At 58.0% G+C, this 14,978-nt stretch carries 8 protein-coding genes; 7 read left to right on the top strand and 1 reads right to left on the bottom strand.

The annotated features are described in order from the left end of the window. Positions 1 to 30 precede the first annotated feature (30 nt). The 4 genes from rplL (at position 31) to AC2FF7_RS10340 (ending at position 10,658) form a co-directional block, all read left to right on the top strand. The gene (gene rplL / locus AC2FF7_RS10355; RefSeq protein WP_008755409.1) at positions 31 to 405 is read left to right on the top strand and encodes a 50S ribosomal protein L7/L12; all 375 of its coding nucleotides are present in this window, start codon (positions 31 to 33) and stop codon (positions 403 to 405) included. Positions 406 to 654: 249 nt separating this feature from the next. Beyond that, a complete protein-coding gene (rpoB, locus tag AC2FF7_RS10350) occupies positions 655 to 4,791 on the top strand; it encodes a DNA-directed RNA polymerase subunit beta (RefSeq protein WP_480866368.1) in 4,137 nt (1,378 codons plus the stop codon). Positions 4,792 to 4,841: 50 nt separating this feature from the next. After that, on the top strand, positions 4,842 to 9,083 hold the full coding sequence (gene rpoC / locus AC2FF7_RS10345; RefSeq protein WP_353393923.1) for a DNA-directed RNA polymerase subunit beta': 4,242 nt from the start codon (positions 4,842 to 4,844) through the stop codon (positions 9,081 to 9,083). A gap of 705 nt (positions 9,084 to 9,788) precedes the next feature. After that, positions 9,789 to 10,658: a DMT family transporter gene (locus AC2FF7_RS10340; RefSeq protein ID WP_496849363.1), complete on the top strand. Its 870-nt coding sequence runs from the start codon at positions 9,789 to 9,791 to the stop codon at positions 10,656 to 10,658. Here AC2FF7_RS10340 and AC2FF7_RS10335 read toward each other — a convergent pair. Beyond that, on the bottom strand, positions 10,643 to 11,449 hold the full coding sequence (locus AC2FF7_RS10335; RefSeq protein ID WP_496905607.1) for a putative rhamnosyl transferase: 807 nt from the start codon (positions 11,447 to 11,449) through the stop codon (positions 10,643 to 10,645). The two genes, AC2FF7_RS10340 and AC2FF7_RS10335, sit on opposite strands and share 16 nt — an antisense overlap. Before the next feature lie 398 nt (positions 11,450 to 11,847). Here AC2FF7_RS10335 and rpsL point away from each other — a divergent pair, with 398 nt between their 5' ends. Genes rpsL through fusA form a run of 3 tightly spaced genes read left to right on the top strand, consistent with a single transcriptional unit; the run spans position 11,848 to position 14,841 of the window. After that, positions 11,848 to 12,219 (top strand): 30S ribosomal protein S12, encoded by a 372-nt coding sequence (rpsL, locus tag AC2FF7_RS10330; protein ID WP_005621086.1) that lies wholly within the window; start codon positions 11,848 to 11,850, stop codon positions 12,217 to 12,219. A gap of 15 nt (positions 12,220 to 12,234) precedes the next feature. Further along, positions 12,235 to 12,705: a 30S ribosomal protein S7 gene (gene rpsG, locus AC2FF7_RS10325; protein WP_039529242.1), complete on the top strand. Its 471-nt coding sequence runs from the start codon at positions 12,235 to 12,237 to the stop codon at positions 12,703 to 12,705. A gap of 18 nt (positions 12,706 to 12,723) precedes the next feature. After that, the gene (gene fusA, locus AC2FF7_RS10320; protein WP_170754422.1) at positions 12,724 to 14,841 is read left to right on the top strand and encodes an elongation factor G; all 2,118 of its coding nucleotides are present in this window, start codon (positions 12,724 to 12,726) and stop codon (positions 14,839 to 14,841) included. Positions 14,842 to 14,978 lie beyond the last annotated feature (137 nt).

The following is a 14,978-nucleotide window of genomic DNA, read 5'->3' as shown; positions in this document are numbered from 1 at the left end:
CACACACTGTAAACGGAAAGAGCTGATAAAATGGCTGATCTGAAAGCACTCGCAGAAAGCATCGTGGGTCTGACCCTGCTGGAAGCACAAGAACTGAAAACCATCCTCAAAGACGAATACGGCATCGAGCCCGCAGCAGGCGGCGCAGTTGTCATGGCAGCTGGTGGCGACGCCGGCGGCGCAGCTGAGGAAGAAAAAACCGAATTCGACGTCGTTCTGAAGAACGCCGGCGCTTCGAAAATCAACGTGATCAAAGAAGTTCGCGGCATCACCGGTCTGGGCCTGAAAGAAGCCAAAGAGCTGGTTGAAGCTGGCGGCAAGATCAAAGAAGGCGTTGACAAGGCAGAAGCCGAAGAAGTCAAAGCCAAGCTGGAAGCAGCTGGCGCCGAAGTCGAGCTGGCCTAAGCCAACTGACAGGTGCATCGCTGATGTGCCGAAAATTCAGGCTGGGCCCGGAGAAATCCGGGTCCAGCCGAACCTGTCTTAGCAAGGGCCTCATATGTTGGGGCGTTTTCTAAGACGCGGTTCATGGATCGGGAGGCTGCCTTCGGGACGGTGGCCACGAATTGATCCGGACGTGTCGTCTCGAATGTGCAGGATGCCGGGGCCCGACGGTGTCTTTGCCCGCTGAGAACTTGAAAGGTGACATCTGACATGGCTCAAACGTTCCTTGGCCAGAAACGTCTTCGTAAATACTACGGCAAAATCCGCGAAGTGTTGGAAATGCCGAACCTCATTGAGGTACAGAAATCTTCTTATGATCTTTTCCTGCGCTCCGGCGATGCAGAACAGCCCACTGACGGCGAAGGCATCAAAGGCGTGTTCCAGTCGGTTTTCCCGATCAAGGATTTCAACGAGACCTCCGTTCTGGAGTTCGTGAAATACGATCTGGAAAAACCCAAATACGACGTCGAAGAGTGCATGCAGCGCGACATGACCTACAGCGCACCGCTGAAGGTCACTCTGCGTCTGATCGTGTTTGATGTCGATGAAGATACCGGCGCGAAGTCGGTCAAAGACATCAAAGAACAGGACGTGTTCATGGGCGACATGCCCCTGATGACGCCGAACGGTACGTTCATCGTGAACGGCACCGAGCGTGTGATCGTCAGCCAGATGCACCGCTCGCCCGGTGTGTTCTTTGACCACGACAAGGGCAAGACCCACTCGTCCGGTAAACTGCTGTTCGCCTGCCGCATCATCCCGTATCGCGGCAGCTGGCTGGACTTTGAGTTCGACGCCAAAGACATCGTTTTTGCCCGTATCGACCGTCGCCGCAAACTGCCTGTGACGACCCTGCTTTATGCGCTGGGTCTGGATCAGGAAGCGATCATGGACGCGTATTACAACACCGTCTCCTACAAGCTGGATGGAAAGAAAGGCTGGGTCACGCCGTTCTTTCCCGAGCGTGTCCGCGGCACTCGTCCGACATACGACCTGATCGACGCGAAATCGGGTGAAGTGATTGCCGAAGCGGGCAAGAAAGTCACTCCGCGCGCGGTCAAAAAGCTGATAGACGAAGGCAGCGTTACCGAATTGCTGGTTCCCTTCGACAACATCGTTGGGAAGTACGTCGCCAAGGACATCATCAACGAAGAAAACGGCGCGATCTATGTCGAAGCCGGTGATGAACTGACCCTGGAATACGACAAGGACGGCGACCTGATTGGTGGCACTGTCAAGGATCTGATGGATGCGGGCATCACCGACATCCCGGTTCTGGACATCGACAACGTCAATGTCGGCCCCTACATGCGCAACACCATGGCTCAGGACAAGAACATGAGCCGCGACACCGCGCTGATGGACATCTACCGCGTCATGCGTCCGGGTGAGCCGCCCACCGTTGAGGCTGCGTCGGCCCTGTTCGACACGCTGTTTTTCGACAGCGAGCGCTATGACCTGTCCGCTGTTGGCCGCGTGAAGATGAACATGCGTCTGGCTCTGGACGCGCCGGACACCCTGCGTACCCTGCGTCGCGAAGACATCGTGGCCTGCATCAAAGCGCTGGTGGAACTGCGTGACGGCAAGGGCGACATCGACGATATCGACCACTTGGGCAACCGTCGTGTGCGCTCGGTCGGCGAACTGATGGAAAACCAGTACCGCGTTGGCCTGCTGCGCATGGAGCGCGCGATCAAAGAGCGTATGTCGTCGGTCGAGATCGACACTGTCATGCCGCAGGACCTGATCAACGCGAAACCGGCTGCGGCTGCTGTTCGTGAATTCTTCGGCTCGTCGCAGCTGTCGCAGTTCATGGACCAGACCAACCCGCTGTCGGAAGTCACCCACAAACGCCGTCTCTCGGCGCTTGGCCCCGGTGGTTTGACGCGCGAGCGTGCGGGCTTTGAGGTGCGCGACGTACACCCGACCCACTATGGCCGGATGTGCCCGATTGAAACGCCCGAAGGTCCGAACATCGGTCTGATCAACTCGCTGGCCACCTTTGCCCGCGTGAACAAGTACGGCTTCATCGAAACACCCTATCGCGTTGTCAAAGACGCCGAGGTGACCGATGAGGTTCACTACATGTCCGCGACCGAAGAAATGCGTCACACCGTGGCGCAGGCGAACGCGACGCTGGACGCTGATGGTAAGTTCATCAACGATCTGGTATCGACCCGTCAGGCCGGTGACTACACTCTTGCCCCGCGCGAGAATGTTGACCTGATCGACGTAAGCCCAAAACAGCTGGTTTCGGTCGCTGCATCGCTGATCCCGTTCCTTGAAAATGACGACGCCAACCGCGCTCTGATGGGCTCGAACATGCAACGTCAGGCGGTTCCGCTGCTGCGCGCCGAGGCACCGCTGGTCGGTACCGGGATCGAGGAAAAGGTTGCGATCGACTCAGGCGCTGCGATTCAGGCGAAACGCGCCGGTATCATCGACCAGGTCGATGCCCAGCGTATCGTTATCCGCGCCACCGAAGATCTGGAACTGGGCGACGCTGGCGTTGACATCTATCGTCTGCGTAAATTCCAGCGTTCGAACCAGAACACCTGCATCAACCAGCGTCCGCTGATCAAGGTGGGTGACACCGTCCAGAAGGGCGAAGTCATTGCCGACGGTCCGTCGACCGACATGGGCGAACTGGCCCTTGGTAAGAACGTGGTCGTCGCGTTCATGCCGTGGAACGGTTACAACTACGAAGACTCGATCCTGATCTCGGAACGTATCGCGCGTGACGACGTCTTTACCTCGGTCCATATCGAGGAATTCGAAGTCGCCGCTCGTGACACCAAGCTGGGTCCGGAAGAGATCACCCGCGACATCCCGAACGTCGGTGAAGAAGCGCTGCGCAACCTCGACGAGGCGGGCATCGTTTACATCGGTGCGGATGTTGAGCCGGGCGATATTCTGGTCGGCAAGATCACTCCGAAGGGCGAAAGCCCGATGACCCCGGAAGAAAAGCTGCTGCGCGCCATCTTTGGCGAAAAAGCATCTGACGTGCGCGACACCTCGCTGCGCGTGAAGCCGGGTGACTACGGTACGGTCGTTGAGGTTCGCGTTTTCAACCGTCACGGCGTCGAAAAAGACGAGCGTGCGCTGCAGATCGAGCGTGAGGAAGTCGAACGTCTGGCCCGTGACCGGGACGACGAGCTGGCGATCCTGGACCGCAACATCTATGCGCGTCTGCAAGGTCTGATCCTGGGCAAAACCGCTGTGAAAGGCCCGAAAGGCGTCAAGCCGGGCTCGGTGATCACCGAAGAGCTGCTGGAAACCCTGACCCGTGGTCAGTGGTGGCAGCTGGCGCTGGAAGGTGAGCAAGACGCACAGATCGTTGAGGCTCTGAACGAGCAGTACGAAGTGCAGAAACGCGCTCTGGACGCCCGTTTTGAAGACAAGGTCGAGAAAGTCCGCCGTGGCGACGACCTGCCCCCGGGTGTGATGAAGATGGTCAAAGTCTTCATCGCCGTGAAGCGTAAGCTGCAGCCGGGCGACAAGATGGCCGGTCGTCACGGGAACAAAGGTGTGATCTCCAAGGTTGTTCCGATGGAAGACATGCCGTTCCTGGCCGATGGTACGCCGGTTGACTTCTGTCTGAACCCGCTGGGTGTGCCTTCGCGTATGAACGTTGGTCAGATCCTTGAAACCCATATGGGTTGGGCCGCGCGCGGTCTGGGTCTGAACATCGACGAAGCTCTGGGTGAATACCGCCGGTCCGGCGATCTGACCCCGGTGCGCGAAGCGATGAAGCTGGCCTATGGCGAGAATGTCTACGAAGAAGGCATCACCGGTCTGGACGAGGATGGCCTGATCGAGGCTGCGGGCAACGTGACCCGTGGTGTTCCGATCGCAACCCCGGTCTTCGACGGCGCCAAAGAGGCTGACGTCAACGACGCGCTGGTGCGTGCGGGCTTCTCGGAAAGCGGTCAGTCGGTTCTGTTCGACGGTCGCACCGGTGAGCAATTTGCACGTCCGGTCACCGTGGGCATCAAGTACTTGCTGAAACTGCACCACCTTGTGGACGACAAAATCCACGCGCGTTCGACCGGGCCGTACAGCCTGGTTACCCAGCAGCCGCTGGGTGGTAAGGCGCAGTTCGGTGGTCAGCGCTTTGGTGAAATGGAGGTCTGGGCTCTGGAAGCTTACGGTGCCGCCTACACCCTGCAGGAGATGCTCACCGTGAAATCGGATGACGTCGCCGGCCGGACCAAGGTCTATGAGTCGATCGTCAAGGGCGAGGATAACTTTGAAGCGGGCGTACCGGAATCGTTCAACGTTCTGGTTAAAGAAGTCCGTGGCCTTGGCCTGAATATGGAACTCCTGGATGCGGAGGTTGAGGAGTAAGGGCGCTGCCCTTTCTCCCGTCCCCCCTTCCGCAAGATTTGAGGTAACAAATGAACCAGGAAATCACCAACAACCCGTTCAACCCGCTGACGCCCCCGAAGGTTTTCGACGAGATCAAGGTCTCGTTGGCGTCGCCCGAGCGGATCCTGTCTTGGTCCTATGGCGAGATCAAGAAACCCGAAACCATCAACTACCGGACGTTCAAGCCTGAACGTGACGGCCTGTTCTGCGCGCGTATTTTTGGCCCGATCAAAGACTACGAATGTCTGTGCGGCAAATATAAGCGGATGAAGTATCGCGGCGTTGTCTGCGAGAAGTGTGGCGTTGAAGTCACTCTGCAAAAAGTCCGCCGCGAGCGTATGGGCCACATCGAACTGGCAGCACCCGTTGCGCACATCTGGTTCCTGAAATCGCTGCCGTCCCGCATCGGTCTGATGCTGGACATGACGCTGCGCGATCTGGAACGCGTCCTGTACTTTGAAAACTATGTCGTCATCGAGCCCGGTCTGACTGACCTGACCTACGGCCAGATGCTGACCGAAGAAGAGTACATGGATGCGCAGGATGCCTATGGCATGGACGCGTTCACCGCGAATATCGGTGCCGAAGCCATCCGTGAGATGCTGGCCCAGATCGATCTGGAAGCCGAAGCCGAGCAGCTGCGCGCTGATCTGGCCGAAGCAACCGGCGAACTTAAGCCCAAGAAGATCATCAAGCGCCTGAAGGTTGTTGAGAGCTTCCTCGAGTCGGGCAACCGACCCGAGTGGATGGTGATGACCGTGATCCCGGTCATTCCGCCGGAACTGCGTCCGCTGGTTCCGCTGGATGGTGGCCGTTTCGCGACTTCGGATCTGAACGATCTGTATCGCCGCGTCATCAACCGGAACAACCGTCTGAAGCGTCTGATCGAACTGCGCGCACCTGACATCATCGTCCGCAACGAAAAGCGGATGTTGCAGGAATCCGTTGACGCTCTGTTCGACAACGGCCGTCGTGGCCGCGTAATCACTGGCGCAAACAAGCGTCCGCTGAAATCGCTGTCGGACATGCTGAAGGGTAAGCAGGGTCGCTTCCGTCAGAACCTTCTGGGTAAGCGGGTCGACTTCTCGGGCCGTTCGGTCATTGTGACCGGTCCGGAACTCAAGCTGCACCAGTGTGGTCTGCCCAAGAAGATGGCGCTGGAGCTGTTCAAGCCGTTCATCTACTCGCGCCTTGAAGCCAAGGGTCTGTCTTCGACCGTGAAACAGGCGAAGAAACTGGTCGAAAAAGAGCGTCCCGAAGTGTGGGATATCCTCGACGAGGTGATCCGCGAACACCCTGTCATGCTGAACCGTGCACCGACGCTGCACCGTCTTGGCATTCAGGCGTTCGAGCCCGTTCTGATCGAAGGTAAAGCCATCCAGCTGCACCCGCTGGTCTGTTCGGCCTTTAACGCCGACTTCGACGGTGACCAGATGGCCGTTCACGTCCCGCTGAGCCTTGAGGCCCAGTTGGAAGCGCGTGTTCTGATGATGTCGACGAACAACGTTCTGTCGCCTGCAAACGGCGCGCCGATCATCGTTCCGTCGCAGGATATGATTCTGGGTCTCTACTATGTGACGCTGGAACGCGAAGGCATGCCGGGCGAAGGCAAGGTGTTCGGGTCGATCGACGAAGTTCAGCACGCGCTGGATTCCGGCGAAGTGCACCTGCACTCGAAAATCACCGCGCGGATCACGCAGATCGACGACGAAGGCAACGAGGTTCAGAAGCGTTTTGAAACCACTCCTGGCCGTCTGCGCCTGGGTGCATTGCTGCCGATGAACAACAAAGCACCGTTCGAGCTGGTCAACCGTCTGCTGCGGAAGAAAGAAGTGCAGCAGGTGATCGACACCGTCTACCGCTATTGCGGTCAGAAAGAGTCGGTTATCTTCTGTGACCAGATCATGTCGATGGGCTTCAAAGAAGCGTTCAAGGCGGGCATCTCGTTCGGTAAGGACGACATGGTCATTCCGGACGACAAGTGGGGCATTGTTGATGACACCCGCGGTCAGGTGAAGGACTTTGAACAGCAGTACATGGACGGCCTGATTACTCAGGGCGAAAAGTACAACAAAGTTGTCGATGCCTGGTCGAAGTGTAACGACCGCGTCACCGAGGCCATGATGTCGACGATTTCGTCGTCGGATCGGGCAGCGGACGGTTCTGAGCAGGAGCCGAACTCGGTCTACATGATGGCCCACTCGGGCGCGCGTGGCTCGGTCACTCAGATGAAACAGCTGGGCGGTATGCGCGGCCTGATGGCCAAGCCGAACGGTGACATCATCGAGACGCCGATCATCTCAAACTTTAAAGAAGGTCTGACCGTTCTCGAGTACTTCAACTCGACCCACGGTGCCCGTAAGGGTCTGTCGGATACCGCTCTTAAGACGGCGAACTCGGGTTACCTGACCCGTCGTCTGGTGGATGTGGCGCAAGACTGTATCGTTCGTGAGATCGACTGTGGCACCGAACGTGCGATCACTGCCGAAGCCGCCGTGAATGACGGTGAGGTTGTTGCTTCGCTGGCCGAGCGCGTGCTGGGCCGTGTATCTGCTGACGACGTTCTGCGTCCGGGTACGGATGAGGTGCTGGTTGCAGCTGGTCAGTTGATCGACGAACGCATGGCCGACACTATCGATGAAGCTGGCGTTGCCTCGATGCGCATCCGCTCGCCTCTGACCTGTGAGTCCGAGGAAGGCGTCTGTGCCACCTGCTACGGTCGTGACCTTGCACGCGGTACCATGGTGAACACGGGTGAGGCTGTCGGCATCATCGCCGCGCAGTCGATCGGTGAACCCGGTACACAGCTGACCATGCGGACCTTCCACATCGGTGGCGTTGCGCAAGGTGGTCAGCAGTCGTTCCAGGAAGCGAACCAAGAAGGTGTTGTCGCGTTCGAGAACCCGCAGATTCTGATCAATGCCGCAGGCGAAAGCCTGGTCATGGGCCGGAACATGAAGCTGGTGATCAACGACGAACACGGCGAAGAGCGTGCCAGCTTCAAGCTGGGCTACGGCTCCAAGCTGTTCGTCAAGGATGGCGCCAAGGTTGCTCGCGGCGACAAGCTGTATGAATGGGATCCCTACACTCTGCCGATCATCGCCGAGAAAGCCGGTACCGCGAAATATGTCGACCTTGTTTCGGGCATCGCTGTCCGGGATGAGACCGACGATGCAACCGGTATGACCCAGAAGATCGTGATCGACTGGCGCGCCGCCCCCAAAGGCAGCGACCTCAAGCCCGAGATCATTCTGGTCGGTGAAGATGGCGAACCAGTCCGCAACGATGCGGGCAACCCGGTTCACTATCCGATGTCGGTGGATGCGATCCTGTCGGTCGAAGATGGTCAAACTGTCGAAGCTGGTGACGTTGTCGCGCGTATCCCGCGTGAAGGCGCCAAGACCAAGGACATCACCGGTGGTCTGCCGCGTGTGGCCGAACTGTTCGAAGCCCGTCGTCCGAAAGATCACGCGATCATCGCAGAAGCCGATGGTTACGTGCGCTTTGGCCGCGACTACAAGAACAAGCGCCGCATCAGCATCGAGCCGGCTGACGAGTCCATGGAGACCATTGAATACATGGTGCCCAAGGGCAAGCACATCCCGGTCGCCGAAGGGGACTTCATCCAGAAGGGTGAGTACCTGATGGACGGTAACCCTGCTCCGCATGACATCCTGTCCATCATGGGTGTCGAAGCGCTGGCGGATTACATGATCGACGAGGTGCAGGACGTGTATCGTCTGCAGGGCGTGAAGATCAACGATAAGCACATCGAGGTTATCGTGCGCCAGATGCTGCAGAAGTGGGAGATCTTGGATTCAGGCGACACCACCCTGCTGAAAGGCGAGCATGTCGACAAGCAAGAGTTCGATGCGGCCAACGAGAAGACCATCGCCCGCGGTGGTCGTCCGGCACAGGGCGAGCCGATCCTTCTGGGGATCACCAAAGCCTCGCTGCAAACGCGTTCGTTCATCTCGGCGGCGTCGTTCCAGGAAACCACTCGCGTGCTGACCGAAGCCTCGGTTCAGGGCAAGAAAGACAAGCTGGTTGGCCTGAAAGAGAACGTCATCGTTGGTCGTCTGATCCCCGCTGGTACCGGTGGCGCGACTCAGGCCGTGCGTCAGGTGGCCCAAGGTCGCGACAACGTCGTCATCGAGGCGCGCCGGGAAGAGGCCGAAGCAGCCGCTGCTCTGGCTGCTCCGGTTATTGACGACGACATGGTCGGTGATGAGCTGGACATCGTGGTCGACGCCCCCGAAAGCCGCGAATAAACACGGTTTCAGAGCAAAGAACAGGCCCTGCGGAAACGCGGGGCCTTTTTTTGTTGTTGTGGTCTTGCCGAACAGAGCGCCGATCGTATCAAAAAAGGCGCGCGGTGGGCTCAGGCAATGCGACAGATGTGCGTTCAAGTGCTCAGATTCAGGAACAGAACGCCAAGCGCAACCTCCACAAACGCGCCCGTCGCAAACCAATTAAGAAGTAGTTTTCCGCTTAGCGCACTTCGATAGACGCCGCGAACAAACAAGACTGGAATGGCGGCGATCCAAACAATGGTCAATATGGCAACAGGCACTCCAAACGCGCCCGGCGTGTCACCGTTTTTCACGGATTCCGGTGCCAGATCAGAAATTGCTTGAAGGTTGAAAAATAGGAAAAACACAACAACGAGCTGAGAGCGCCCCAAAACACTAAGTCAAATCTGATAGGGGTCGGGCCAGGCTGAGATCTGCGGGTTTTCGACTGTGTCACGCGCGCCTTTGGTTGCGGCTGATCACCACGGGTTTGGTAGCGATGTGGTCGCTGACCAAAACCTTGAGAATTCTTCTCAAACACAATGTCTCCAGAAAATTAGCTTTAGAATGGTCAAACCGTTCAACACATTGGTGCGATCTGCAATTCACTTTTCCAGCCACGTCTATTGACTTGCAGCGCGTCATCCCCGCGAATGAGCACGAAAATATCTGAGTTCTGTTTCCATGTCTCCAAACATAAAAGGCGCCCTGCTGATGATGGGCAGCATGGCGGGCTTTACCATCAATGATACGCTGATCAAGCTGGCAGGGGAGCAGGTGCCTTTGTTCCAGATGGTGGCGATGCGCGGGGCTTTGGCGACGGTTCTGGTCTATCTCTTGGCGCGGCATTTGGGGGCTTTGCATCTGAACTTTCCACGCCACGACAAATGGCTGATCGCCGCGCGTTGTCTGGCCGAGTTGTCGGCCACGTTCTTCTTTTTGACTGCGTTGTTGCACATGCCATTGGCCAATGTGACCGCCGTGTTGCAGGCGCTACCACTGACAGTGACTTTAGGCGCGGTGCTGTTCTTTCGGGAGCAAATCGGTTGGCGGCGGATCGTGGCTATCGGGTTGGGCTTTACTGGCATGCTGCTGATCGTCCGGCCGGGCCCCGAAGGTTTCAGCATCTATGCCATCTACGCTCTGATTGCGGTATTGTCCGTCACTGTGAGGGATCTGATCACGCGGCGCATGACCGTTCATGTGCCTTCGCTGACGGTGACGCTGGCGACATCGGTTACTATTACGGTGTCGGCCGGGATCGCCTCTGCGACCACGGGCTGGCAACCTGTCCCATTCGACGCGGGGGTGATGATTGCCTGCGCTGCGGTGTTTGTGCTGATCGGGTATCTGTGCAGCGTCATGGTCATGCGCGAGGGCGATGTGGGTTTCATCGCGCCATTCCGTTATTCAAGTCTGCTGTGGGCGCTGGCATTGGGCTGGGTCGTGTTCGGAGATTGGCCTGATGCCGTCACCATGGCTGGCGCTGTTTTGGTCGTCGGCGCCGGGCTGTTTACTCTATTCCGCGAACGTGCGGTTCATACAGCCGAGTGAACCCGACGCACGGCGTCCTGATCGATGGCAAAGCGGGCGATGAACTCGCCCTCTTGTTCGGGGGTCAGGGGTGCAAGCTGGGTGTTGCTTTTGCGGGCATGGGGTGAATCGTTGAACGAATTCAGCGTGCGCACCCACATCGGCGCGTCTGGATAGCTGATCACCGGCATGTAGTTTCCGATCCTGTGATGCCCAAAATTCATGATTGTCAGATCACTTCCACCCCGCACGTACATGGCAAACCCGATCCCCAGCAGCGGTTGAAACACCTGCGCGGCGTGAATGCCCTCGGGCCCGAACCGCGCCAGGAACCCTTGGTTATAGTCGATGGCGACCGTTTTGTGGTTGCGCATCAGCGCGCCGCCTTCGTCAGCGGCGATACGTAGCCGTTCGACGAAATCCACCGACACGGCGTCGTCATCATCATGCCGGAACTGGATGCAGGGCACGTTGGGATCGTGACGCGCGGCGTTCAGGATCTCTTTCATCACCCGGCGGTGGCGCATGGGACGACGGGCGATGATCTGCACCTGTTTCATGCCTGCGGTCAGGTCGTGCAGCCGATCAAATGCGGGTTTCGGCAGGCAATCCCCGATCGCGATGAGCAATTGGAAATCTTCATCCGTCTGTTCGCGCAGACAGGGCAGGGTGGTGGTTTCAAACAGGCGAAACCTCTCTTCCAGCCGGGTAGGGTGGTAGAGATAGGCGCGCCGTTCCTCGATCGTGTCATGTTCGACCTGAAAGCCGCCATGGGCGGGGTAGGAAAAGCGGCACAGGCCGATGATTTGCATGGGTCATCCGTGGTGCGTGGCGTTGTCCCCGACTATGCCCCTGCGCCCCCGAACCCGCAATGGCAAGCAGCACTGGCGGCCGACGATCGGACCGTATAAGTCAACGGAATGCAGGCTGATATGCGACGGGTCCGGTGTACTGTTGACACTTGCGCCGACTCCCCTTAATACGCGCCCATCTCGGTACCGGGGGCCGCCTCAAAACCGATCTCAGTAATGGACTGGTCAAGACCCGAACAATTTTGCAGTTCGCGTCCTCTGATAACCAACCGCGACGTTCACCTCGGAATGGGAACGCTCGCGGGTTTTGCGCTTGTGGACGCATGAGTGCAGCAAAGTTTAACCGCACGCAATGCGCGTGCATGTCATGTGTGTTGCAAAACGGGGAAGAAACCGGAATGCCAACTATTCAACAGCTGATCCGCAAGCCGCGGCAGCCCAAAGTAAAACGCTCGAAGTCCATGCACCTGGAGCAGTGCCCGCAGAAACGCGGCGTCTGCACCCGTGTGTACACCACCACACCGAAAAAGCCGAACTCGGCTATGCGTAAGGTTGCCAAAGTGCGCCTGACCAACGGGTTCGAGGTCATCTCGTACATCCCCGGTGAAAGCCACAACTTGCAGGAACACTCGGTTGTTCTGATCCGTGGCGGCCGTGTAAAAGACCTTCCCGGTGTGCGTTACCACATCCTGCGCGGTGTTCTGGATACTCAGGGCGTCAAAGATCGTAAGCAACGTCGTTCGAAATACGGCGCGAAGCGTCCCAAGTAAGAAGGAGAGGCTGATATGTCACGTCGTCACGCCGCCGAAAAACGCGAAGTCCTGCCTGACGCCAAATTTGGCGACAAGGTTCTGACCAAGTTCATGAACAACCTGATGATCGACGGCAAGAAGTCGGTCGCAGAGCGCATCGTTTACAACGCCTTTGACCGCGTTGAGAACAAGATCAAGCGCGCACCTGTTGAAGTGTTCCACGAAGCGCTCGACAACATCAAACCGTCGGTCGAGGTTCGCTCGCGCCGGGTTGGTGGTGCAACCTATCAGGTTCCGGTCGAAGTGCGCCCCGAGCGCCGCGAAGCACTGGCCATCCGCTGGCTGATCACCGCCGCCCGTGGCCGCAACGAAAACACCATGGAAGAACGCCTCGCCGGTGAGCTGCTGGACGCTGTACAGTCCCGCGGTACTGCCGTGAAGAAGCGCGAAGACACCCACAAGATGGCCGAGGCGAACAAAGCCTTCAGCCACTACCGTTGGTAATCCAGAGGCTTATCCAAAATGGCACGCGAATATCCGCTCGAACTATACCGTAACTTCGGTATCATGGCGCACATCGACGCAGGTAAGACCACCTGCTCGGAGCGTATCCTGTATTACACTGGTAAATCCCACAACATCGGTGAGGTGCACGATGGTGCAGCCACCATGGACTGGATGGAGCAGGAGCAGGAACGCGGCATCACCATCACTTCGGCTGCGACCACCACTTTCTGGGAGCGCACCGAGGACGGTCAGACCGCCGATACCCCCAAGCACCGCCTGAACATCATCGACACCCCCGGCCACGTTGACTTCACCATCGAAGTTGAGCGTTCGCTGGCGGTTCTCGACGGTGCCGTCTGCGTTCTGGACGCAAACGCCGGTGTTGAGCCCCAGACCGAAACCGTGTGGCGTCAGGCTGACCGCTACAAGGTTCCGCGTATGGTTTTCGTCAACAAGATGGACAAGATCGGCGCAGACTTCTTCAACTGCGTTCGCATGATCGAAGACCGCACCGGCGCACGCGCTGTTCCGGTTGGTATTCCGATTGGTGCCGAGTCCGAGCTGGAAGGTCTGATCGACCTGGTCACCATGGAAGAATGGCTGTGGCAGGGCGAAGATCTGGGCGCAAGCTGGATCAAAGCGCCGATCCGCGACAGCCTGAAAGACATGGCTGACGAATGGCGCGGCAAGATGATCGAAGCGGCCGTCGAAATGGACGACGACGCGATGATGGAATACCTGGAAGGCAATGAGCCCGACGTTCCGACCCTGCGCGCCCTGCTGCGCAAAGGTACTTTGGACATCGCGTTCGTTCCGGTTCTGGGTGGTTCGGCGTTCAAGAACAAAGGTGTTCAGCCTCTGCTCAACGCTGTGATCGACTATCTGCCCAGCCCGCTGGACGTTGTTGATTACATGGGCTTCAAACCCGGCGACGAGGAAGAAGTTCGTGACATCGCCCGTCGTGCTGATGACGACATGGCCTTCTCGGGTCTGGCGTTCAAAATCATGAACGACCCCTTCGTTGGCTCGCTGACCTTCACCCGGATCTACTCGGGCACCATGAACAAGGGTGACTCGATCCTGAACTCGACCAAAGGTAAGAAAGAGCGCATCGGTCGTATGATGATGATGCACTCCAACAACCGGGAAGAGATCGAAGAAGCGTTTGCAGGCGACATCATCGCGCTGGCGGGTCTGAAAGACACCACCACCGGTGACACCCTGTGTGACGCGAAAGAGCCGGTCGTTCTGGAAACCATGACCTTCCCCGATCCGGTGATCGAGATCGCGGTTGAGCCCAAAACCAAGGGCGACCAAGAGAAGATGTCCCAGGGTCTGGCCCGTCTGGCCGCCGAAGACCCGTCCTTCCGTGTGGAAACTGACTTGGAATCCGGTCAGACCATCATGAAGGGCATGGGCGAACTTCACCTGGACATCCTGGTTGACCGTCTGAAGCGCGAGTTCAAGGTTGAAGCGAACATTGGTGCACCGCAGGTGGCCTATCGTGAAACCATCTCGATGCCGGTCGAGCACACCTACACCCACAAGAAACAGTCGGGTGGTTCGGGTCAGTTCGGTGAAGTTAAGCTGGAAATCCAGCCGACCGAGCCAGGCGAAGGTTATTCGTTCGAAAGCCGCATCGTTGGTGGTGCCGTTCCGAAGGAATACATCCCGGGTGTTGAAAAAGGCATCAACTCGGTCATGGATAGCGGCCCGCTGGCTGGTTTCCCCGTGATCGACTTCAAGGTTGCCCTGCTGGACGGTAAGTTCCACGACGTTGACTCGAGCGTTCTGGCGTTCGAAATCGCGGCCCGTATGTGTATGCGTGAAGGCATGCGCAAAGCTGGCGCGAAACTGTTGGAACCGATCATGAAGGTCGAAGTGATCACTCCGGAAGAATATACCGGCGGTATCATCGGCGACCTGACCTCGCGTCGTGGCCAGGTGTCTGGTCAGGAACCGCGCGGCAACGCGATCGCGATCGATGCGTTCGTTCCGCTGGCGAACATGTTCGGCTACATCAACACTCTGCGTTCGATGTCGTCGGGCCGTGCCCAGTTCACCATGCAGTTCGATCACTACGATCCGGTTCCGCAGAACATCTCGGACGAGATCCAGGCGAAATACGCATAACCAAAGATTTGAGGGGGTCCGGTTCACGGGCTCCCTTCATTACCGAAAAAGGAGGCCATCATGGCAAAGGAAAAGTTTGAGCGTACAAAACCGCACGTCAACATCGGCACGATTGGCCACGTTGACCATGGTAAAAC

It is taken from the genome of Ruegeria sp. YTSC325 (assembly GCF_059609525.1).
This window is presented reverse-complemented; position numbering and strand designations above follow the sequence as displayed.

Bases quoted from the DNA above. Each gene is read 5' to 3' on its own strand.
- rplL (WP_008755409.1), top strand. From the start codon at position 31: ATGGCTGATCTGAAAGCACTCGCAGAAAGCATCGTGGGTCTGACCCTG.
- rpoB (WP_480866368.1), top strand. From the start codon at position 655: ATGGCTCAAACGTTCCTTGGCCAGAAACGTCTTCGTAAATACTACGGC.
- rpoC (WP_353393923.1), top strand. From the start codon at position 4,842: ATGAACCAGGAAATCACCAACAACCCGTTCAACCCGCTGACGCCCCCG.
- AC2FF7_RS10340 (WP_496849363.1), top strand. From the start codon at position 9,789: ATGTCTCCAAACATAAAAGGCGCCCTGCTGATGATGGGCAGCATGGCG.
- AC2FF7_RS10335 (WP_496905607.1), bottom strand. From the start codon at position 11,449: ATGCAAATCATCGGCCTGTGCCGCTTTTCCTACCCCGCCCATGGCGGC.
- rpsL (WP_005621086.1), top strand. From the start codon at position 11,848: ATGCCAACTATTCAACAGCTGATCCGCAAGCCGCGGCAGCCCAAAGTA.
- rpsG (WP_039529242.1), top strand. From the start codon at position 12,235: ATGTCACGTCGTCACGCCGCCGAAAAACGCGAAGTCCTGCCTGACGCC.
- fusA (WP_170754422.1), top strand. From the start codon at position 12,724: ATGGCACGCGAATATCCGCTCGAACTATACCGTAACTTCGGTATCATG.